Raw genomic sequence first — 22,717 nt, forward strand, 5'->3', positions numbered from 1 at the left:
GGGGCGGGTTCACCCACAATAATCGTCAATAATCCACAATCTCGTAAACCCGCCCCCACCCAACGGTAAATCTATCTATACGTTTGGATGATGGGAGGAAATCAAGGTTCATGTAGGTTATTGGTGGGGAGGGGGCGGGTTTATTTAGATTGTTTGTATTTGTGAGATATTGTGGGTGAACCCGCCCCTACAAATCTTTTTATCAAAATAGCTTGACATTCATATTATTCTGTGATGTCTAGTCGAATAGTATTGTGTTTAATCCACAAATCGCAGCACTTGAGCCAAGTTCACAGCCAACAGCTATTTTTATATTAAACGACACAATATACGAGCAATTGAGAGCATACTTTCGATCGCACAACCAAAGACTAGCCGAATTGTGCGATCGAGACTTCGGCTGGGATTAATCAATATAGCGGTTCTCAAGCGTGGTGAGGTATGGGGGCGAGCCCTATGCCCACGGAACCCTATGCCCTATGAGCACCTCATGTTTTGGCAGTTGGCACAAGAAAGAAAAAATTTTTGCCCTCTTCCCTCTTCCCTCTTCCCTCTTCCCTCTTCCTTCTTCCTGACATCCGTTACATCCGTTACAGAATCCGTTGCCGAACTTCCTTATTACCTCTTCCTTCTTCCTTCTTCCCTCTTCCTTCATAGCCGATTTGCGGGCGTTGGTCTAAAATCAGTACAGTCCTCTGCTGACTTGCTTTCAGCAAGATTTCAGCATACTTACCCTGAAACCTGATAATAATCCTTGTGCCAGACACTGCCCAGAACCGCCCAGAGCTGGATCTGAAGACCATATTTCCCTTCGAGCTAGATAACTTTCAGAGAGAGGCGATCGCCGCCCTCGATGCAGGTAAATCCGTTGTCGTGTGCGCTCCCACAGGCTCCGGGAAAACGTTAATCGGGGAATACGCCATCCATCAAGCACTCTCCAGGAAGCGGCGCGTCTTCTACACCACTCCCCTCAAAGCTCTCTCTAACCAAAAGCTGCGCGACTTCCGCAGTCAATTTGGAGACGACAACGTAGGTTTGCTCACCGGCGACATCTCCGTCAATCGAGATGCGCCGATTTTGGTGATGACTACCGAAATATTTCGGAATATGCTCTACGGTACGCCGATCGGAGAAGTCGGCACTTCCCTCACCGGAGTCGAAACCGTGGTGCTCGACGAGTGTCACTACATGAACGATCGCCAGCGTGGTACCGTCTGGGAAGAATCCATCATCTACTGTTCGAGCGAAATTCAACTGCTCGCCCTCTCAGCAACCGTTGCCAATAGCGACCAACTCACAGACTGGATTAACAAAGTCCACGGGCCCACAGAGCTCGTCTACTCAGACTTTCGGCCAGTACCCCTGCAATTCCACTTCGCCAACCAAAAAGGGATATTTCCGCTGCTAGACGAGACCGGCAAAAGAGCGAATGCCCGGTTAGTCCCCAAAAAGAAGCAGCAAAAAGTAGAAAGAGGCAGCATCCCCACTCCGAGTTTGACCGATGTTTTGGCCCGGTTGGACGATCGAGATATGCTACCAGCAATTTACTTCATCTTCAGCCGTCGCGGGTGCGACCAAGCAGTCGCAGAAGTCGGCAACTTCTCCCTAGTTAACGAAGCCGAAACAGCCGAACTCAAACGCATCATTGACGATTTTTTACAGCGAAACCCAGAAGCAGAACGCTTCGGTCAAAAAGAAGCACTTTTAAAAGGCATCGCCGCCCACCACGCAGGCATTTTGCCCGCTTGGAAAGGTTTAGTAGAAGAACTTTTTGGCAGAGGTTTGATTAAAGTCGTATTTGCCACCGAAACCCTAGCAGCCGGGATTAATATGCCCGCCCGCACCACAGTTATTTCCACCCTGTCCAAGCGCACCGACAAGGGACACCGACTGCTAAACGCTTCAGAATTCCTCCAAATGGCCGGTCGGGCGGGTCGGCGGGGCATGGACAAGCTGGGGCACGTGGTCGCAGTTCAGACGCGCTTTGAAGGCGCAAAAGAAGCCTCCTATTTGGCAACAGCCAAAGCCGACCCCCTAGCCAGTCAGTTTACGCCCAGCTACGGCATGGTGCTGAATTTGCTGCAAACTCACACTCTCGACGAAGCTCAAGAGTTGGTAGAGCGGAGTTTTGGTCAATACCTGTCTACCTTGTACTTGCAGCCCCAGCAATCAGAATTAGACCGACTGCAAACAGAATTAGCAGTGCTGGAACAGTCCCTAGCGGCCGGAGGAAATGTCTCCACCCTGGAAAAAAACCTCGCCCATTACGAAAAATTGCAGGGCAGACTCAAAGAAGACAAACGTTTGCTGAAAACTCTATTGCAGCAAGCTGAAGAAGCCAGATTTAAGGAAATGTCCGTAGCTGTCGCTTTTGCAGTGCTCGGAACGGTTCTGAGTCTCAAAGGTAAGCACGTTCCGACAGCCAAACGATCGCACACAACTCCAGTACCCGCCGTATTGGTTGCCAAAGTCGCAGGTTCTGGCCAAGCACCAAATTTAGTGTGCTTGGGCAAAGATAACCGCTGGTATATCGTCGCCATTAGCGATGTCGCTAGCCTGCACGCCGAATTACCCCGCTTGAGCGTTGCAGATACCTTGAACCCGCCCTCGGAAATGCCCCTGAGACTCGGCCAGTGCCGCTTGGGAACTGAAGAAACTGCTTCGATTGCTGCATCGATCCCACAATTGCCCACACCAGAACCGAGCCCAGAGGCGATCGAGCAACAGCGGAAAATCGCAGCCCTAGAAGCTCAGCTAGAAATTCACCCGGTTCTAGAATGGGGCAATCCCGGTACTTTGCTCAAACGTCAGCGCCGCCGGGAAGAATTGAAAAAAGAAGTTCGCAAAAGCGAAGAAGACTTAGAAAAGCAGAGAGCTCGCTACTGGGAGGAATTTCTCAACTTAATCGACATCTTGCTGAATTTTGGCTGCTTGGAAAGAGTAGTTTCGGCAAATGTAAACCGAGATGACTCCTCCGGTAGGTTAGTACCCACAATCTTGGGTCAAGCTTGCGCCGCCATTCGCGGCGATAACGAACTGTGGCTGGGTTTGTCCCTGATGTCTGCCGAGTTTGACGAACTCGACCCCCACCACCTCGCTGCAGCTTGCGCGGCCTTAGTTACAGAAGTTTCCAGGCCCGACAGTTGGACTCACTACTCGCTGTCGCCAGAAGTTTTGGCACCTTTGGACAATCTGCAAAAAGGCTTGCGCCGCCGATTGTTTCAAGTGCAGCGCAAGCACGATTCTGCAATCCCGATTTGGCTGGAACGGGATTTAGTGACTTTGGTTGAGCAGTGGGCTCTGGGCGTGGAATGGCTGGAACTGATTAGCCATACGAGTTTGGATGAAGGGGATGTGGTGCGGATTTTGCGCCGAACTTTGGATTTCTTGTCTCAGATTCCTCATGTTCCTCATGTTTCCGATTCTTTGCGGAGAAATGCTTGTCGGGCGATGCAGTTAATCGATAGATTCCCGGTGAATGAAGCTGCAACTTAGAAAAGTGTTGACAGTTGGCTGTTGACAGTTGGCTGTTGGCTGTTGGCTGTTGGCTGTTGGCTTTTGGCTGTAAGGATCGTGGATTAAATAACTTCGTAGGTTGGGTTGAGGAACGAACCCTACGCTTCGCTCCGCCCAACGCCACGCTTGATTGTTGGGTTTCGTTCCTCAACCCAACCTACAACAAATGCAAGTTATTTAATTCTCATTCCTAAGCTGTGCGGCATCTAAATTGTATTTGGGTTTTTCAACCCAAATGCACCCAGGTTTTAATCTAAAATCGTTTCCGGTGGCATCGGTATTGTTCCAATGCCCAACTGACCAAACAGTCAACTGTCAACTGTCATAAGGAATAGACCCAGATTTAAATCCAAAATCTAAAATATAAAATCGATCGATCGCACTTTTTCCTGATTCAGGTTGCAGGGCAGGATAGAAAATTGTATGGTGCGGATCGATCGATCTTAATTGTTATTGAAATTTTCCGAAACGGTGCGCTGGGTAATTCTCCTATTTATGATGCAACAAATCAAAAAGCCCGATCAACTGCCGGATGCCTGCTCCCAGGCTAAAAAAACTCGCTTTTTCACTTTCTTGCAAAGAGTCTTAATTGGCACTCTAGCGAGTACATTACTCAATCTCTTCATCCTATTTCCCTCTCCGAGTTTCGCAGAAGTAGTTCTGGGCGTAGTTCGCAGTTCCGAGAATTCTCCCGACTGGGTAAAGATTACCACGCGCCTCTGGGAAAGTGGCATTGCTTACAAACCAATCAATCTCGAAGAAATCAAAAATTTGGGGGATTTAACAGGCGTTAACGTGCTGTTTTTACCCAACATTGAAACTTTGACTCCGGCGCAAATTAAAGTTTTAGAAGCTTGGGCATCCCAGGGCGGCCGCTTGATTGCTTCGGGCCCCGTCGGCCGCAGTTCCCCAGCCTTGGTGCGCCAATCTTTGCGATCGCTCCTTGGGGCCTATTGGGCTTTTCCGTTAACCCAACCGGCGACGCCACAACCGCGCAGCCGCTGTCGGGATATTGCTTGCACTACTTCTAGCAATTGGGTGCCGACTGCACAACAAAATGCTTCTGTCCAAGGCGGTGTATTGATTCCGGCTGATGCGAACAGTCAAACTATTGCTACTTGGAAAGATAGTTCCGGTTCCTCTGCCGCCATCGCCACCGATCGCGCTACCTACCTTGGCTGGCGTTGGGGTAGCGACGGTTCGGCAAATGTAGATAAGGCTTGGCTGCAAGCCTCGATCGCCCGCTGGGGAGGCACGATCGCTTCTGGGCCCTCTGCGCCGCCCCCTGCTGCCGCAACCCCACTGCCAACCCCCCCCTCAAGAGTCACTAGAAACAGCCCTAGTTTGCCGCGTACTACCCCGCTGAGCCGACTTTCTCCCTCTGGCTCGCTTCCCGATTCAGTTCCTGCAACTTTTACAGACCCTTCGGATCAGTCGGCGCCGGCGGGTTTGGACGTGCAGCCAAATTCCAATAAGCCGATCGTCAGCATTGAAGCGTACTTGATGCGCCAAGAACTCACTAACCTCCTCGGCCGGTTTGAAAGCGCCCTGACAGCATCTAATTCAGCCAATACCGCCATCAATCTCAATGCTGCTACCTCCCCTCAACTGCTGGCTGCAGAACAGGGCGGAGGCGGCCCTGCAGCCAGTCGCCCCCCTGTTCTGCAAGCGATCAGGGTACGGGCGATCGCCCAAGCGCGGCAGGTTTTGCAAACTTTTGACCAACTCCTGCAACAGCAAAACTACGCGGAGGCGAGATCGCAGTGGGTGGAAGCGCGGCAGTTGCTGTGGGAAAATTACCCGAAGGAAGGACAGCGGGTTGGGGCGGAAATTCGGGCGGTTTGGCTCGATCGGGGGACGATCGTCGCAGCACGATCGGAACAGGGTTTGGCGGCAGTGTTCGATCGGCTCGCCGCCGCAGGTATCAATACTGTTTTCTTTGAAACTTTGAATGCCGGATATACGATTTATCCGAGTCAAGTTGCACCGCAACAAAACCCCCTGACAGTTGGCTGGGATCCGCTGGCATCTGCGGTTAAATTAGCCCACGAGCGAGGCATGGAACTGCACGCTTGGGTTTGGGTTTTTGCCACAGGAAATAAGCGCCACAATACTTTAATTGGCAAGCCTAGTTCTTATCCAGGCCCGGTGCTTTCCGCTCATCCACAGTGGGCCAATATTGACAATAAAGGACGCACGCAAAATCCTAACGATGGTAAATTTTATCTCGACCCAGCCAACCCGGAAGCGCGGAATTATTTGCTACAAATAGTCAACGAAATTGCCAATAACTACAAAGTAGATGGGGTACAATTAGACTATATTCGCTATCCTTTTCAAGATGATAATGCGAATTTTACTTACGGTTACGGTATTGCGGCGAGGCAGCAATTTAGGCAGTTGACTGGTTCAGACCCGGTGAATATTTCCCCCAGAAACGGCAGTTTGTGGCGGCAGTGGGTTGAGTTTAAAACTAATCAAATTAATAGTTTTGTAGCTGAAGTTTCTCAGCTTTTGCGGCAGAATTATCCGCGCACAATTCTGTCGGTGGCGGTGTTTCCGCACCCGGAAAGTCAGCGGATTTACAAAATTCAGCAAAATTGGGAAGTTTGGGCTCGTCAGGGCATTGTAGATTTGATTGTGCCGATGACTTATGCTTTGGATACGAACCGACTTCAACGCATCACTGAACCGTTGGTAAATGAACAAATTCTGGGTTCGGCTTTGATTTCTCCCTCGGTTAAGTTGTTGACTCTCCCGGAAGTTGTGGCGATCGACCAAATTCAAGCTTTGCGCGATTTGCCGACTGGGGGCTATGCTATTTTTGCTGTGGAAAGTATCAGCAGCGCGATGCAGGGATTTTTTAACCGCACTCAAGGCCCGCCGGTGCGTTCCACTTCTGCTGCGGAGCCGATTCCTTACCGACAGCCCTTTGCGGCGGCGGCTTCGCGGTATACTGCTCTCAAGCAGGAATGGAGTTTTTTGTTAGCTAACAATGAGTTGCGGGTGTCGGAATCTGAACTGAAGGTTTTGCAAAGTCGAGCGGATGAATTGGCGCAAGCTTTGAGCAAGTTGGCGGCAAATCCTTCTAGAGAAAGTTTAGCAACTGCTAAAAGATTGTTGGGGAGTTTTCAATCTCAGTTTCAATCTTCGATGCGCTTGCATTCTGCGGAAAATAGCTATCAGGTACAAACTTGGCAGAATCGTTTGGAGAGTTTGGATATGCTTTTACGTTACGGCGAAAGGATGGAGTTGAATCGCAGGTAAATACAGATTTTTGGGGTGTTTGCTGCTCTGGATAGTGCGATCGTGCTAACATTTGGGCGATCGTACTCTAATTAAGTTAGTTCGCGATCCACGGGTAATCCTCACCTTGTTTTTTTCACAGTCATACTTCGTTCAATCCCTCAGATGCAGTAAAAAACCCGGTGGTTGAGCGAAGCCGAAACCCGCTGTCTTGGGTCGGAGTGCGATCGCGAACTGTAAGTTTGTAAGGAATGAGAATTAAATAACTTACAATGCGTCATGGTTCTTGTGGGATGGGCGTCCCGCCCGTCCATAAAGGGCGGGCGGGACGCCCAACCTCTACTCCCCACTTTCAAGAGTGTCAATTATTTAATTCGCGATCCTAAGTAGGTCATCACAAAATAACCATAGTATCTTATCAGGGAGGATTGAGCTAAGATCCACGATCACAGCGAGTAGATGAGTCCTCTCACCCGCCCGAACCATGTAATGTTTATTTGCACTCACATCTTGCACCATTCTCAAGAACGGGCTCTGGGGCCCGTTCCACAAAAGATAATTTTTCTTGTGGAACAGGCCGAAAAGCCTGTTCCTAAAAGGCTAATTGAGAATGGTGCCAGATATAAGTTTGCACCTACTTAGTGAGGACGGAAGTCCTCAAAACTCTTAAAGGTCCAGTTAAAACAATTTGACGATGAGTGATTAACCGGATTTTATATTCCTCGCTCGTCTCTCGATCCAAGATTTTAACATCTACTAATTTAAAATGCCCATTTTCACTACTTTTAGGATGAATATGTTTCCTAAACCCCTCAATCGTTTAGCTACAAAATTTATCGGCAAAGTTCCATTACAAACGGTGCTTGTGGTTCCTTTTTTAGTGCAAATTGTCGGCACGGTAGGAGTTGTAGGTTGGCTATCTTTCCAAAACGGTCAGCGGGCAGTCAACGATGTTGCTGCTCAGTTGCGGGGAGAAATTAGCGATCGCATCAAAGACCGCATGGAACATTATATGTCAATTCCCCACATTGTAAATTACCTGAACCTTCAAGGCATAAAACTGGGGCAATTGAACCTAGAAGACCAGCAAAAACTAGAACATCATTTTCTAGAACAAATTCAATATTTTGATTCTATCAGTATCATTTACACAGGCAAAGAAAATGGAGAACACTCTGGAGCAATCCGCACTAAAGATGGGATTTTGATATCGGCTGCTGACATCTCTACTGACAATAAATTAGCTCGATATACTGCGGACTCTCAGGGAAACCGCGTTCAATTAGTGCAAATTTCACCCGATATTTATGACCCGCGAACTCGCCCTTGGTACATAGCAGCGGCTGCGGCAAAAAAACCTATTTGGACTCCAATTTATACAGATTTTTTGACTAGGGAACTGGCAATTACTGCTGCTTTGCCTATCTACGACGACGCTGGCCAATTGTTAGGCGTAGCTGGCAGCGATTTGCTGTTTTCCCGAATCAAAGAATTTCTGGTTAGCCTCAAAATTGGCAAATCAGGACAAACTTTTGTCATGGAGCGATCGGGGATGTTAATTGCTACTTCTACGGCGAGTCCAGAATTCGTGGTGGAAGGTAAAGAAACAAGGCGCATTAAAGCTTCAGAAAGCGAAAATCCGGTAATTCGCCAAACTGCACAACATTTAGATAAATCCTACGATAGCTTAGCTAAAATTAATAATTCTCAACAACTTACTTTTGATGTTGATGGCCAGCGAAATTTTATTCAGGTAGCTCCTTTTAAAGACGATCGAGGGTTGGATTGGCTGATTGTCGTAGTTGTGCCAGAGTCTGACTTTATGGAGCAAATTAACCTCAACACGCGCACCACTTTTTTACTGTCGCTTGCAGCATTGCTAGGGGCGACAATCCTGGGGATTCTTACTGCTAAATGGGTAGTTCAGCCGATTTTAAGATTGAATGCGGCGGCGAAAGCTTTGGCGCGGAATGAATGGGATACAAAGCTGACTCTGAATCGCGAAGATGAACTCGGAGAACTTGCCACTGCTTTTAACAGCATGGCCGAGCAATTGCAGCATTCATTTACTTCTCTCTCGGAAAGCGAAAACCGAGTAAAACAATTTTTAAATGCAGTACCGCTAGGAATTTTTATTGCCGATCCCAACGGTCAACCTCACTACATTAATCCTACTGGAGAGCAATTGTTAGCTCAAGGAATTGTACCAGCCGATTCCGAAACTTTACGTCAATCCTACCGAGTTTATTTAGCTGGGACTCAGGAAATTTACCCGGCAGAACGCGACCCAATTTTAAATGCTTTGCAGGGTAAGAGTGTAACAGTTGATGACCTTGAAATCACCTCGACTGACAAAACTGTTCCCCTGCAAGTTTGGGGAACTCCTATTTATGACGCTCAAGGAAATGTTATCTACGGGATGTGCGCTTTTCAAGATATTACAGAACGCAAACTAGCGGAGAAAGTATTAAAGGAATACAACGACAATTTAGCAGTGCAAGTTGCCGAACGTACCGCCGATTTTGCCAAAGCACAAGAAAAGTTTTCTAAAGCTTTTCGTTTAAGTCCTAATGCAATTACTCTGACTAGAATTAGCGATGGTCGCCACATAGAAGCCAATGAAAGCTTTTGTCGGATGATGGGGTACAGTCACGAAGAAATCATTGGCAAAACTGCGGTAGAACTCAATTTTTGGGCGAGTTTGGGAGAGCGCGATCGCATGATTCAAATGTTGAAAAATAAGACGGCTCTTCACAATTATGAGCTGAGGTTTCGCAATAAAAATGGTACAGAAAGAACGGCACTACTGTCTATAGAAACCATCGATATTGAGGGAGAAGCTTGTTTTTTGTCGATTTCTAGCGATATTACCGAGCGCCAAAAAGCCGAAACTGCACTCAGGGAAGCAGAAGAAAAGTACCGCAATATTTATGAAAATGCTTTGAATGGAATTTTTCAAACTGCTATTGACGGGAAATACATCAGCGCTAACCCCGCTTTAGCTAACATCTACGGTTACGAATCGCCTGCAGAATTAATAGCAGTACAGCCGAATTTCAATAACCAGCTTTACGTGAAACCCAACCGCCGCGATGAATTTGCTGCGCTGATGAACGAGGACGGAATACTATCAAACTTTGAATCGGAAATTTACCGCAAAGATGGCAGCATAATCTGGATTTCGGAAAATTGTCGCGCTGTCTGCGATGAAGCAGGAAATCTGCTTTACTACGAAGGTTTTATTAAAGACATTACTGATAACAAACAAGCGGAAATCAAAATGCAGCAGGCGAAAGAAGCGGCCGAAGCAGCAAACAAAGCGAAGAGTACCTTTCTCGCCAATATGAGCCACGAATTGCGATCGCCCCTGAACGCGGTCATCGGTTTTGCTCAAGTCATGCTTCGCAGTAAAAGTTTGTCTCAGGAAAATCAAGAAGATGTCGGAATTATCCTGCGGAGTGGCGAACATTTACTGACTTTAATTAACCAAGTTTTAGACTTATCAAAAATTGAAGCCGGACGCACTACTATTAATTCAAAAAGCTTCGATTTGTACCAACTAATCGACGATTTAGAAGATATGTTTGCTCTCAAAGCTGAGCAAAAAGGTTTGCAATTAATCTTCGACCGAGACGCAGAAGTTCCCCATTACATTTGTACTGATGAAGTTAAATTGCGGCAAGTCTTAATTAATTTGCTCAATAATGCAATTAAATTTACTTCAGAAGGGGGAGTGTCGATGCAAGTCAAAGCAGGAAGGCGGAATATACATAAAAACAGCACTGACCAATTGCCCGGCCACTACTGGCTGCATTTTGAAGTTCAAGATACTGGTGCAGGCATTGCTGCTGAGGAAATCAATCAGTTATTTGAAGCATTCGTGCAGACGAAAACAGGTAAAGATTCTCAGGAAGGAACGGGTTTAGGTTTAGCTATTAGCCGCCAGTTCGTGCAATTAATGGGAGGTGAAATTACGGTTAGCAGCGAGATCGGAAATGGTGCATTATTTCAGTTTGATATCCAAGTTCATTTGGTTGAAGCTAGTGATATTGAAAGCAAAAAAACTCAACGTCGAGTTGTTGCCCTGGAACCAAATCAACCGAGTTATCGCTTGCTAATTGTGGACGACAAACCTTTGAACCGCCAACTGTTAGTAAAACTTCTCAGTCCACTCGGATTTGAGTTGAGAGAAGCGAATAATGGTAAAGAAGCGGTTGATATTTTTAGGGAGTGGGAACCGCATCTGATTTGGATGGACATGAGAATGCCTGTGATGGACGGCTATGAGGCAACGAAACAGATTAAAACTACAACTGGGGGGCAAGCAACGGCGATTGTGGCCCTAACTGCTAGCGTTTTGGAGGAAGAACGGGCGGTGATTCTTTCGGCGGGTTGCGATGATTTTATGCGGAAACCGTTCCGAGAGGAGGATATCTTTGTGGCAATGGGGAAACATTTAGGAGTACGCTATATTTATGAAGATCCAACTGCAGTAAGTGCCACAGGTGTAGAGGAGTCAAGTCAGGAGGTGCTGATACCGGAGGCTTTCGCCTCTCTTTCTCCAGATTGGATGGCCCAATTCAAGCAAAGTATTTTGAGTGTGGACATGGAGGCGATCGCCAGTTCGATCGCACAAATCGGCACTGTCAATCCCTCTCTTGCGGCCAAGCTTCAAGATTGCATTAATAATTTTGAATATGACAGAATTTTGAACATAATCGAACTCAGCGAGAAACAGTAAAGACCCGATGACTTTAACTTTACCTAAAACCAATCGAGCTAATATTTTAGTAGTAGACGATACGCCAGAAAACCTGCGGCTGCTGGCAGGAATTTTGAGCGAAAAAGGCTATCAAGTTCGCCCGGTTCCCAATGGCAAGCTAGCATTGTCTGCTGCTCAAAAAATACCTCCGGATTTAGTGCTGCTGGATATTATGATGCCGGAAATGGACGGCTATCAAGTTTGCCAGCAACTCAAAGCTTCTGAAATTACCAAAGACATTCCTGTTATTTTTATTAGTGCGATTAATGACGTGCTGGATAAAGTTAAAGCTTTTGCAGTTGGCGGAGTTGACTTTATTACTAAACCGTTTCAGGTTGAAGAAGTTTTAGCCCGGATAGAAACTCATTTAAAAATCTGTTCGCTGCAACAAACTTTGCAAGAAAAAAATCAAGATTTAGCAACGGCAATCCACCAACTGCAAGCCACCCAAGAGCATTTGATTCAATCGGAAAGAATGGCAGCCCTGGGACAACTGATTGCCGGCATTGCTCACGAAATCAATACCCCCTTGGGTATTATAGGTTCGTCTATTAATAATATAGCTAATTTTTCAGACGATTTTTTAGAGAAATTTCAGGAAATTTATCAAAAACTTTCTGACGAAAGCAAAGCTTATTTTTTAGCTTTAATGTACAGAGCAACCCATCAAGAAATTTTATTCACAAGTAGAGAAAAACGCAAGTTTAAGCAGCAGTTGACTGCGGACATGATGGCAGAATCTGTTGAAAACTCCGAGGAAATTGCGGATACTTTAGTTGACATGGAAATCTACGAAAATATAGAAGAGTTCTTGCCACTTTTCAAATCGCCGGATTGGGAAGTAGTTTTAAATAGTGCTTACCAGTTTGCGAGCTTTAAAAAAAGTATTAGCCTGATCCAAAGAGCAACAGCGAAGTCGGGAAAAGTAGTATTTGCCTTAAAAACCTACGCTCATTTTGATAGCAAACCAGAAAAAGTCCAGGCGAACTTACATGATGGCATTGAAACGGTGTTAACCCTTTATCAAAATCAACTAAAACACGGTATAGAAGTAGTGAAAAATTATGGAGATTTACCCGAAATTATGTGCTATCCCGATGACTTAAATCAAGTTTGGACGAATCTCGTTCATAATGCCCTGCAAGCAATGGATTATAAAGGTGTTTTGACGATTGAAACTGGGCAGCAAGGGGCGAATATTTTACTTAAGTTTACTGATAACGGCAAAGGTATTCCCTCAGAAGTTATTCCCAAAATTTTTCAGCCATTTTTTACGACAAAATCTGCGGGCGAAGGTAGCGGTTTGGGATTGGATATTGTAAGAAAAATTGTGGAAAAACACGAAGGCACAATTGCTGTAGATTCTGTACCGGGGCAGACAACTTTTACAGTCTCGCTGCCAATTTATTAAACAAAACTTACCTGCAGGGGGCTGATTCCCGGTGACACTCGTCGCTGTCTCGCTGATAAATACAAGATTTATTACAAGAAACCGGGTTTATCTTCGGAAGTCCTATTAAAATAAGATAGGGGGCAGATATCCTGCATCTTTGCCGGAAATCAATAATGTAAAAGGAATTCATGTCAGTAAACCTACTACAATTTAAGCAGAGAGGAAAAGATGAATAAGCCTGTAATTCTTTGCGTTGATGATGAACCGGATATCTTGAATACTCTCAAGATTCAGCTCAAAAATGAATTTAAGAATGATTATTTTTATGAATTAGCTGAAAGTGGTGATGAAGCTTTAGATTTACTTGAGGAATTTCAAGAAAAAGCTCAGGTGATTGTGGTTGTTTCGGATTGGCTGATGCCGGGAATTAAAGGTGACGAACTTTTAATCAAAGTTCACCAAAAGTATCCTACAATTATTAAAGTGATGTTGACTGGACAAGCGGAGGTATCGGCTGTTCAGCGGGCAGTAGAAGAAGCAGATTTATACTGTTGTTTGTACAAACCCTGGCAAAGCAAAGACTTAATAGAAACTATAAAATCTGGGCTGGCTAAGTTATGAAAAAACCTGTGATTGTTTGTATTGATGATGAACCTGACGTTTTGAACAGTTTAAAGATTGAACTGAAAAAGGCGATCGGCGATCGGTGTATAATTGAAACCGCTGAAGGGGGGGCTGATGCTTTAGAGTTGCTGGCAGATTTGCGGGCAGATGAATACGAGATTGCTTTGGTGCTTTCCGATTATATCATGCCGGATATTAAAGGAGATGAACTGCTCAGAAAAATTCACGAAAGCTCGCCGGAGACGCTGACTATTATGCTAACGGGACAAGCTGATTTGGAAGCCCTGAGTAATGCTATCAAGTATGCTAAGTTGTACCGTTATATTCCTAAACCTTGGCAAAATGAAGACTTAAAATTAACGGTAGTAGAAGCAGTTCACAGTTATTTGCAAGATCAAAAGTTAACAGATGAAATTCATAAGCGCCAAGAAGTAAACGAGGAGTTAAAGCTAGTAAATGAGGCGCTGTCTGCGAGTGAAAGCCGCCTGAGTCAATTTTTAGAAGCTTTGCCAGTGGGGGTATCTGTTTATCATCCCGATGGCTCGATCGCCTATTTCAACCAGACAGCGCGGGATTTGCTGGGTGCAGACACTATCCCGGAAAGCACTGCGGAACAATTAGCTGCCACTTATCAACTTTATGTTGCCAATACTGATGAGCTGTACCCGCCGGATAATCTGCCAATTTTGCGTGCACTGAAAGGAGAATCTGTCAAGGTTGACGATGTAGAAATCCGTCAAGAGGGCAAAAGAATTGCGATCGAGATCAATACCACGCCGATTTTTGACGCTAGCGGAAATATTGTTTATGCGATCGCAGCTTTTCAAGATATTAGCGATCGCAAACAAGCGGAAAAAATACTAGCAGATTACCACCACACCTTAGAAGCCCAAATTGACGAACGTACAGAACAACTGCAACAAGCTGCATTAGCTGCTGAAGCAGCAAACAAAGCTAAAAGCACGTTTCTCGCCAATATGAGCCACGAGTTACGCACCCCTCTCAATTCTATACTCGGCTTTGCACAGATCATGGAACCCAGTCCGGATCTTACTGTCGAAAACCGAGAAAATATGAGAATTATTCGCCGTAGTGGCGAACACTTGCTTACCTTGATCAATGAAGTCTTAGACTTGTCAAAAATCGAAGCGGGGCGGATGACACTTAACCCGAAAAACTTCGACATCTACCGCTTGCTTGACGATTTGCAAGATATGTTTCAACTGCGGGTACATAATCAAGAATTGCAGTTGCATTTTCAGCGCGATGCTGACGTTCCTCAGTACGTGCGAACCGATGATATTAAACTGCGGCAAGTGTTGATTAATCTTCTGAGTAATGCGATTAAGTTTACCCAAACAGGCGAAATCATCTTAAGAGTTATCAAGTTAGAAAAATCGGGTTTTCTGGATTTACTGGATAGTTCTACAGCTTGCTTTGATACCACAAGAAGTATTCGGGAATTTTCGAGAACTAGCAGTGATTTTGCCAAGGTTGAATGGAGCGATGAGGCTGAGGGTTCAACTGTGCCTGGTTTTTTTCTTCTATTTGAAATTGAAGATACAGGAGTTGGCATTGCTCCTGAAGAATTGGGCAGCATTTTTAATGCTTTTGTGCAAACAGCTTCCGGTCAAAAAAATCAGAAAGGCACGGGTTTAGGATTGAAGATCAGTCGTCAATTTGTCCGCCTGATGGGAGGCGAAATTGTCGTAGAAAGTCAACTGGAACTCGGCACTACTTTTAAATTTGAAATTCCAGTGGGTGCAGTTGATGCTGCTGAGCTTCCAGATCCGGAACTTAACCGCGAAGTGAGTGGTTTGGAACCCAATCAACCGTGCTACCGGATTTTAATTGTGGACGATCGCGAAGACAACCGCCAACTTTTAGTCAAAATGCTTTCTCCTTTAGGTTTCGGGGTGGAAGAAGCCACCAACGGCCAGGAAGCAATAGAAATGTGGGAAAATTGGCATCCGCACTTAATTTTGATGGATGTGCGAATGCCAGTGATGGACGGCTACGAAGCTACTAAACAAATTAAGACTAGAATCAAGCAGAGAGAGCAAGAAGGGGAAATGAATATTTCCGATCCCGAATCCCCGATTCCGAAGATTATTGCTTTGACAGCTAGTACAATTGAAGGAAGGCAAGCGTTTGCTTTATTGGTCGGCTGCGACGATTTTATTAGCAAACCTTTCCGCAAAACCGATATATTTGATGCCATCACCAAACATTTGGGGGTGAGGTATCTCTACTCTAACTCAACGGACTTTATCTCAATAGGCGATCCAAATAATTTATCTGACTCGCTCTCTAATGCTGCGCTTGCTTATTTACCCATACTTCCCGCAGAATGGATAGACAACATGAAGCAGGTAATCCGCAGTGCTGATTTTGACTTAATTGTCAGGACAATCGACGAAATAAGGAGGCCTCATCCTGAATTGGCGGAAATCCTCCAGGGTCATCTCGATAATTTTGATTACCAGAAAATTCTCAATTTAATTGCCGAGGCGGAGGAATCAGATAATGCAGATGAAGGCGGAACAAACTGAAAACTATCAAGCGGATATTTTAGTAGTTGACGATACACCAGATAATCTGCGTTTGTTGATTAGGATTTTGCAAAAAAATGGCTATAAAGTTAGACCAGTTACTAATGGTTTTTCGGCGTTAGATGCTATTCAATCTAGCGCGCCAGATTTGATTTTACTCGATATTATGATGCCGGATATTGACGGGTACGAACTATGTAAAAAATTAAAATCCCAATCGCAATTTCGGGAAATTCCCATCATTTTTCTGAGCGCGCTAGAAGAAGGAATAAATAAAGCCAAAGCTTTTGAAGTGGGCGGCTCGGATTATATAACTAAACCTTTTCAGGTGAAAGAAGTATTGGCACGAGTCAGCAATCAACTTACTGTGCGTTCATTGCAAATGCAATTGCAAGAAAAAAATCAAAAATTGACCGATCAAAATATCCAATTGCACCAGGAAATCGCTGAACGCCACCAGGTGGAAATGGAAACAAGATTGCTGCTGCAGGCCACACAAGCTATTAGCAAATCTGAAGATTTTGAGTCGGCTATAGATGTGATCTTAGGTTTAATTTGCAAAACTATTGAATGGAATCTGGGCGAAGCTTGGATTCCTTGCAGTGAGGGGTTTTTAAAATGCGCTACAGGTAGGTACGTCAGTGACTCCAGTTTTGCCCAATTCCAACAAACAAGTTGGGAGTTGATTTTTGCTCCCGGTGTGGGACTTCCGGGTAGGATTTGGCAGTCGCAGCAGTCTGAATGGATAGATGATGTTTCTACTGCACCGGAACAAGTTTTTTTACGAGCTAAAATTGCGCTGAGTGTGGGATTGAAAGCGGCTTTTGGGGTGCCAATTTTGGCGGAAAACCAAGTGTTAGCTATTTTGATTTTTTATCGCGAGAAAGTTCTGAAATGTCAGCCGCGCTTGTTGGAATTAGTGAGCGCGGTTGCTACGCAGCTCGGTTCGTTGATTCAGCGCAAACAAGCTGAAGCAGCTCTGAAAGTGCAGCAAGAGCAAACAGAGAAATTGCTGCTGAATATTTTACCGAAACCTATTGCGGATCGTTTGCAAAAAGAGCAAAAGTTGATAGCGGAGCATTTTGATGAGGTGAGCGTCTTGTTTGCTGATTTGGTGGGTTTTACAGAGTTTTCGGCTCACAAAAGTCCGACGCAGTTGGTAGAAATTTTGAATGGGATTTTTTCGGAGTTCGATAGGTTGTCTGAATTGCACGGGTTGGAAAAGATTAAGACGATTGGGGATGCTTACATGGTGGTTGGGGGTTTGCCGACGCCGCGGCAGGATCACTCCTCGGCGATCGCACTTTTAGCTTTGGAGATGCAGGCAGCTTTGGGGAGGTTTAATGCCAAAATGGGAGAAAATTTTCAATTGAGGCTCGGAATTCACAGCGGTTCGGTGGTGGCTGGAATTATTGGGATTAGTAAATTTAGCTATGATTTGTGGGGCGATACTGTTAATGTTGCTTCACGCATGGAGTCGAACGGATTGCCTGGTAAAATTCAAGTGACGGAGGCGACTTACGAGCGTTTGAAAGAGCAGTTTGTTTTGGAAGAACGGGGTCATATCCCGATCAAAGGCAAAGGAAGGATGCTGACTTACTGGTTAATTGAAGAACAAAAGAAATCTTTTTAAGTTTATGATGTAAATTTCAATTAATATGAAAGGTAGACCGCATTTATACTTTCAGGAGGGCTAATCCTTTGCAAACAGTTGAAACAAAATCGCCGACAGCGTTGAAAAGAGTCCTAGTTATTTTAATATCACTGCTAGCAGTAGCGATACTGTCGATCGCTACTTTTATCGCTATACCCGGAGAAAAAACAATGTTTGCTGGAACTAGACCTGCCAATATCGGGATTCAGTCAGGAAAACTCGCAGCGTGCCCGAGTTCCCCCAACTGCGTCAGCAGCTTCAGTCAAGATGCCGAACACAAAATTGAGCCTTTGGCATACACTTCGTCCCAGAGTGAAGCGATGGTAAAGCTCAAAGGGGCGATCGAGTCCTATGGCAAAACTAAAATTATCACGGCAACTGATAATTACCTGTATGCGGAGTTCACCAGTGCTTTGATGGGGTTTGTTGATGACGTTGAATTTTTGGTAGATGATGGAGCGAAAGTCATTCATGTGCGATCGGCTTCGCGTCTGGGACAGTCGGATTTGGGAGTTAACCGCAAACGGATTGAAACTATCAGAACTCAATTCAATCAACTCTGAACTTAAAATTTCTAGCTTTCCTGAAGCCCCTCTCCTACACGGCTGTTTCATTATCCGTAGGGGCAAACCCCCCGTGGTTGCCCCGATATTTGAAACACCGATTCCCCACGTCCGTGGAGGGGGTAGGCACGGGGGCGCTACCCCTACAAAACCATGATTTCCCCACGTCCGTGGAGGGGGTAGGCACGGGGGCGCTACCCCTACAAAACCATGATTTCCGTGAGAATAAAACAGCCATGCCCTCTCCTGCAAGATGAGGGGCTTTGATATTTATGTATTACTATATAATGTTGATTTTTCACCACCCAGTTAACAATTATTAACAGTAGCCACAGAACAAAGGAGTGTCCAGCAGGGGGAGTAGGACACCGCAATGCCGTGTTCCTACGGTTGGCTTTCAGTTTTAAAACTTGTTATAAGGTTGACGATTGTATAGTTTTACAATCTTTAAAATAGCTGAGCGCGCTAGCACAGAAGCAGAGATGCCGTAGTATTCCTATAGTATTAAACAACCTAAATTATACACTTCTGACTTTAGGGAGAGGGAAGTGAGCGAATTAATTTCTACTATAAATTTAAGTAGAGCAAAGAGGAAAAAACACATGGCACTTCAAAAATTAGCAGAATTTTATCCTAATTATCAGGAAGAAATCTTTGCTGGAGACGACATCAAGGGATTTGATGTTTATGCTGGCGACTCGGATGAAAAAGTAGGCACAGTTTATGACGCTTTGGTTGATGACACAGGTCGTTTCCGCTATCTGGTAATTGATACCGGTATTTGGATTTTTGGCAAAAAAGTATTGTTGCCAATCGGTTCGGCTCGCTTTGACTACGGAGCCCATCGGGTCTACGCAACAGGCCTTCGTAGCAAATCTCAAGCAGAACAATTGCCGGCTTACAATGAATTAGAACCATTAGATTACGATCGCGAAGAACAGGTAAGAGGCGTCTACCGCAATCAAGAAACTGCCACTGCCCGCACTGCAACTCCTGCTAGCTACGATCGCGGCAGCTACAGCTACGATATGGACCGCCCCCTCTACGAAACCAACGAACAGCAGCACCAAAATCTCAAGCTTTATGAAGAACGCTTGATTGCTAACAAACACCGCGCAAAAACAGGTGAAGTAGCAGTTGGCAAGCGCGTGGAAACTGAAACAGCGCGAGCTTCAGTACCCATTGAAAAAGAACGAGTCGTAATCGATCGAGTCACCCCGGTAGAAGCGGGTCGAGTAGTTTCAGTCGGTGAGGCTGACTTCCACTCAGGGGAAGTTGCACGCATGGAAGTCTACGAAGAAACGGCCGACATTCACAAGGAAGCTTTCGTCCGGGAAGAAGTCAACGTCACAAAAGAAGTTGTTCGCAGCACGGTTGAGGGCGAAGAAACCTTGCGTCGTGAAGAATTAGACGTTAAGACTGATGGGACTGCGGTTGTAGATAATAAAAAAAATAAAAAGATCTAAACCAACCGCAACAGCTATTGCATAGGAATTGCGCCTTAATGACATAATTCTGTCACCGCGCAGGTTTGATTGGATTGGTAGCGATCGCGCAATTCATATGTGAGTGGCGGGGGGGGTACAAAACTTGTCTGGTTTTGGCAACGTTTATGCACTTTCCCCGCCTTTGCCAATTTCTCCTTACCAATTCATAATAAAAATCCCTAAGCAGGAAAGTTTAAAAAATGAACGGTCAAGCATCAGCAGAAAAGATAGCAACTGCCAAATCAATAACCCGTCTCAACCGGGTGCCTGAAAAAGTCAGAACTAAGCTAAAAAGTTTTACCGTCAAAGACAACCAAGGTCACTTAGTAGGCAAAGTTAAAGATGTCTATTTTGATGCTAACGGTCAGTTAAACTTTGTCGTGGCGGGGCTAGGCAGCGAAAACGCCCGCATTTTTTTATTAAGTGTTAAGCTGCTCAAAAAAGTCGATTATCACCAAAAAGCCCTGTTTGTAAGTATCAATTCAGCTCAAGTCGAACTGCTGCCGGGAGTTTCGGCAAATGCGGGGAGTCAGTATTTAGAAAATGCCTCAGAAGCGCATAGTGAATTCAGCAACAGTGAGTTAACAAATCCCTCAACAGCTATGTCAAATCTAACAGATGCCGATCGCACAGATGCAAATTTGGAGACAGATCAGGATGAGGAAAACTTCGATATTGTCGATCAAGAAGTAATTCGCCTGCTAGAAGAACGATTGGTGATCAATCGCAGCAAGCGCAAAGTCGGCGAAGTCATAGTGCGTAAAGAAATTGAAACTCGGATGGTACAAGTACCCATCCAGTGGGAAAAGCTGATTGTCGAACAAGTAGGCGACGATCCGAAGGTGTTGGCAGAAATAGATTTAGGCGAGGGAAACATCACCGGTATAGATTTGACGGAGATTAAGACCGATCGCCATGAACCGACAGTTAAGGCTGAATTTACCTCTGTGCAGAAAGCTAGCAAAATCTTAAATTCGATCGCCTCTCAACCCCGTCATGGTTGCGTCAAAGTCCGCCTAGAACTCGTTCTGGAAGACAAGCAACTTGAGGATACTTACCGAAAATGGATGACGGAACACCACTCAGACAGTTAAATCTAACAGCGGACTGTGGCGAGTTGTGCAGGGGAGAAAGTTCACCGCCATCTACTAAGATCAGGTTCGGTAAATTAACCGTAATTTTGGTAGAGGCGGGTTCACCAATATCTATAATATAAGCGTGAGATCCGTAAACCCGCCCCGACCGGGATAGTGAAATTTTTAGCGATCGACCTCTAGACAAAATTGTACCGACTTGCGGTAAAATTGTGGTGGTCAAATTTAAAAGTATTTGAAAATGCCCAGCACAATCTCCGACATTAAAGTAAAAACGATTGCAGGCGAAGACAAGCAGCTAGGAGAGTACGCTGGCCAGGTACTCTTGATAGTTAATGTAGCTTCCAAATGTGGCTATACACCTCAATACAAAGGACTCGAAGAATTAAGCCAGAAGTACAGCGCGGCTGGACTCCGTGTTTTAGGATTTCCCTGCAACGACTTCGGAGGTCAAGAACCCGGAAGTAATCCAGAAATCGTCAATTTCTGTACTACCAAATACGGCGTCACCTTTGAATTATTTGACAAAGTACGCGCTAAAGGTACTCAGCAGCACCCGCTGTACGCTAAGCTTACGAGTGCAGTCGATCCCAAGGGTGAGGTTTCCTGGAATTTTGAGAAATTCTTAGTTAGCAAACAGGGTGAAGTGGTTGCTAGATTCCGCAGCAGTGTTGGCCCCGATTCGCCCGAACTGATCGCTGCTATCGATCGAGAATTGGCAAAATAAGAAGTTCGGCAATTAAGCTGTCTACAGGATTTAACTGATTTAACGGAGGGAGGTTTAGGGAAGAGGGAAAAAATTAATTATGCTTTTTTTAGAATAAGTTGATATCTAATTTTTTTCTGCTCTTCCCCATTGTTTGCAAGCACTCAACCCTGAACCACTACCGATGATTGTATTTAATTGGAGAACAGTTTAATTTAATGGAAAATACATCGGGATTAGATTTAGTGGTAGGTTTACTTGCCTTCGCAATTCTGGCAGGTGGTCTGGCCATGCTATTTGTAGGCATGGCATCGTTTCCTAAAGAAAAATAATACTAATCGATATGATGTGCGATCGCACGACTCGAATAAAAGTGTTGGTAGTGAGGACTTCAGTCCTCCTATAAATTATAGGGCTGCACTCCTCACTACCCACTTAAAATGCTTATTTTACAGGACACTATCTGAATAAATCCAACTGCATTCAATTTGAACATTCGCCATTGACAATCATGCAAACTACCGAAAACAACGTCAAAATTGCCCTCGCGCCGGGGAATTTGCGCCGCGTTCACCATATCGCTTTAAACGTGCGCGACATGAAAGCTTCCCGCCACTTCTACGGTACAATTCTCGGCCTGCACGAACTAACAGGTGCAGAAATTCCCGCAACTTTAACAGAAATGGTAGCGGCTGGTAAAGTCGCTAATTTCGTCACCCCAGACGGCACTGTTATTGACTTATTTTGGCAGCCCGACTTAGAACCGCCAAACCCAGACCCGGAGAAAGCTTTTACCCGCGCCAACCACTTAGCCTTCGATATTGCTCCGGATTTGTTCGATCGCGCTCTGGAAGTGCTAAAGTCAAATCAAATTGCGATCGATAGCGGCCCCGTTACTCGCGCTACAGGACGCGGCATTTACTTTTACGATCCTGATGGATTTATCATCGAAATCCGTTGTGATGCAGTTTAAACAGTCGCTATCGGGTTCTCTGTAGTCCGTCTTCACCCTACATTTACTCTTTGGAGCGCGGTACTCCCTAATGATTGCTAATTAAATAACTTATAATTTTAATTATTATTGTGGGATGGGCGTCCCGCCCGTCCAAAAAGGACGGGC

General features: G+C 45.3%; 14 protein-coding genes. 13 read left to right on the forward strand and 1 reads right to left on the reverse strand.

The window, feature by feature from the left end; translation table 11 throughout:
* Positions 1–254: 254 nt before the first annotated feature.
* Complete coding sequence (locus QT987_RS27000; RefSeq protein WP_333246297.1) at positions 255–410, forward strand: hypothetical protein; 156 nt, start codon at positions 255–257, stop codon at positions 408–410.
* A 180-nt stretch (positions 411–590) separates the two neighbouring features.
* On the opposite strand, the gene QT987_RS27005 is transcribed toward QT987_RS27000, so the two are convergent.
* A complete protein-coding gene (locus QT987_RS27005; protein WP_333246299.1) occupies positions 591–767 on the reverse strand; it encodes a hypothetical protein in 177 nt (58 codons plus the stop codon).
* On the opposite strand from QT987_RS27005, the gene QT987_RS27010 reads away from it, so the two are divergent.
* The 12 genes from QT987_RS27010 to QT987_RS27065 all read left to right on the forward strand — a co-directional run bounded on the left by QT987_RS27010 (position 757) and on the right by QT987_RS27065 (position 22,570).
* A complete protein-coding gene (locus tag QT987_RS27010; protein ID WP_333246301.1) occupies positions 757–3,495 on the forward strand; it encodes a DEAD/DEAH box helicase in 2,739 nt (912 codons plus the stop codon). The genes QT987_RS27005 and QT987_RS27010 overlap by 11 nt on opposite strands.
* 519 nt (positions 3,496–4,014) lie before the next feature.
* Positions 4,015–6,783 (forward strand): family 10 glycosylhydrolase, encoded by a 2,769-nt coding sequence (locus QT987_RS27015; RefSeq protein ID WP_445299581.1) that lies wholly within the window; start codon positions 4,015–4,017, stop codon positions 6,781–6,783.
* Positions 6,784–7,558: 775 nt separating this feature from the next.
* The gene (locus tag QT987_RS27020) at positions 7,559–11,503 is read left to right on the forward strand and encodes a PAS domain S-box protein (protein ID WP_333246305.1); all 3,945 of its coding nucleotides are present in this window, start codon (positions 7,559–7,561) and stop codon (positions 11,501–11,503) included.
* Between the two features lie 7 nt (positions 11,504–11,510).
* Positions 11,511–12,935 (forward strand): response regulator, encoded by a 1,425-nt coding sequence (locus QT987_RS27025; RefSeq protein ID WP_333246306.1) that lies wholly within the window; start codon positions 11,511–11,513, stop codon positions 12,933–12,935.
* Positions 12,936–13,145: 210 nt separating this feature from the next.
* Positions 13,146–13,538 (forward strand): response regulator, encoded by a 393-nt coding sequence (locus tag QT987_RS27030; RefSeq protein ID WP_333246308.1) that lies wholly within the window; start codon positions 13,146–13,148, stop codon positions 13,536–13,538.
* Positions 13,535–16,093, forward strand: coding sequence for a response regulator (locus QT987_RS27035; protein ID WP_333246309.1), 2,559 nt, complete (start codon positions 13,535–13,537; stop codon positions 16,091–16,093). The genes QT987_RS27030 and QT987_RS27035 overlap by 4 nt, the downstream gene beginning before the upstream one ends.
* Positions 16,068–17,726: an adenylate/guanylate cyclase domain-containing protein gene (locus QT987_RS27040; protein WP_333246311.1), complete on the forward strand. Its 1,659-nt coding sequence runs from the start codon at positions 16,068–16,070 to the stop codon at positions 17,724–17,726. The genes QT987_RS27035 and QT987_RS27040 overlap by 26 nt, the downstream gene beginning before the upstream one ends.
* Positions 17,727–17,794: 68 nt before the next feature.
* Positions 17,795–18,310 carry a DUF1499 domain-containing protein gene (locus QT987_RS27045; RefSeq protein ID WP_333245954.1) on the forward strand — a complete coding sequence of 172 codons (516 nt, stop codon included), beginning with the start codon at positions 17,795–17,797 and terminating at the stop codon, positions 18,308–18,310.
* A 602-nt stretch (positions 18,311–18,912) separates the two neighbouring features.
* The gene (locus QT987_RS27050) at positions 18,913–19,776 is read left to right on the forward strand and encodes a DUF2382 domain-containing protein (RefSeq protein ID WP_333246313.1); all 864 of its coding nucleotides are present in this window, start codon (positions 18,913–18,915) and stop codon (positions 19,774–19,776) included.
* A 221-nt stretch (positions 19,777–19,997) separates the two neighbouring features.
* Entirely contained in the window at positions 19,998–20,891 is an 894-nt protein-coding gene (locus QT987_RS27055; RefSeq protein ID WP_333246315.1) for a DUF2382 domain-containing protein, read from the forward strand.
* Between the two features lie 241 nt (positions 20,892–21,132).
* Positions 21,133–21,618: a glutathione peroxidase gene (locus QT987_RS27060; RefSeq protein ID WP_333246317.1), complete on the forward strand. Its 486-nt coding sequence runs from the start codon at positions 21,133–21,135 to the stop codon at positions 21,616–21,618.
* A gap of 490 nt (positions 21,619–22,108) precedes the next feature.
* The gene (locus tag QT987_RS27065; RefSeq protein WP_333246319.1) at positions 22,109–22,570 is read left to right on the forward strand and encodes a VOC family protein; all 462 of its coding nucleotides are present in this window, start codon (positions 22,109–22,111) and stop codon (positions 22,568–22,570) included.
* The last annotated feature ends 147 nt before the right edge of the window (positions 22,571–22,717 follow it).

Source organism: Microcoleus sp. SVA1B4 (genome assembly GCF_036700545.1).
Lineage (GTDB): Bacteria > Cyanobacteriota > Cyanobacteriia > Cyanobacteriales > Microcoleaceae > Microcoleus.

What these genes read in the sequence shown, in the direction of transcription:
- QT987_RS27015 (WP_445299581.1), top strand. Translation starts at nt 4,015, where the DNA reads ATGCAACAAATCAAAAAGCCCGATCAACTGCCGGATGCCTGCTCCCAG.
- QT987_RS27020 (WP_333246305.1), top strand. Translation starts at nt 7,559, where the DNA reads ATGTTTCCTAAACCCCTCAATCGTTTAGCTACAAAATTTATCGGCAAA.
- QT987_RS27025 (WP_333246306.1), top strand. Translation starts at nt 11,511, where the DNA reads ATGACTTTAACTTTACCTAAAACCAATCGAGCTAATATTTTAGTAGTA.
- QT987_RS27030 (WP_333246308.1), top strand. Translation starts at nt 13,146, where the DNA reads ATGAATAAGCCTGTAATTCTTTGCGTTGATGATGAACCGGATATCTTG.
- QT987_RS27035 (WP_333246309.1), top strand. Translation starts at nt 13,535, where the DNA reads ATGAAAAAACCTGTGATTGTTTGTATTGATGATGAACCTGACGTTTTG.
- QT987_RS27040 (WP_333246311.1), top strand. Translation starts at nt 16,068, where the DNA reads ATGCAGATGAAGGCGGAACAAACTGAAAACTATCAAGCGGATATTTTA.
- QT987_RS27050 (WP_333246313.1), top strand. Translation starts at nt 18,913, where the DNA reads ATGGCACTTCAAAAATTAGCAGAATTTTATCCTAATTATCAGGAAGAA.
- QT987_RS27055 (WP_333246315.1), top strand. Translation starts at nt 19,998, where the DNA reads ATGAACGGTCAAGCATCAGCAGAAAAGATAGCAACTGCCAAATCAATA.
- QT987_RS27060 (WP_333246317.1), top strand. Translation starts at nt 21,133, where the DNA reads ATGCCCAGCACAATCTCCGACATTAAAGTAAAAACGATTGCAGGCGAA.
- QT987_RS27065 (WP_333246319.1), top strand. Translation starts at nt 22,109, where the DNA reads ATGCAAACTACCGAAAACAACGTCAAAATTGCCCTCGCGCCGGGGAAT.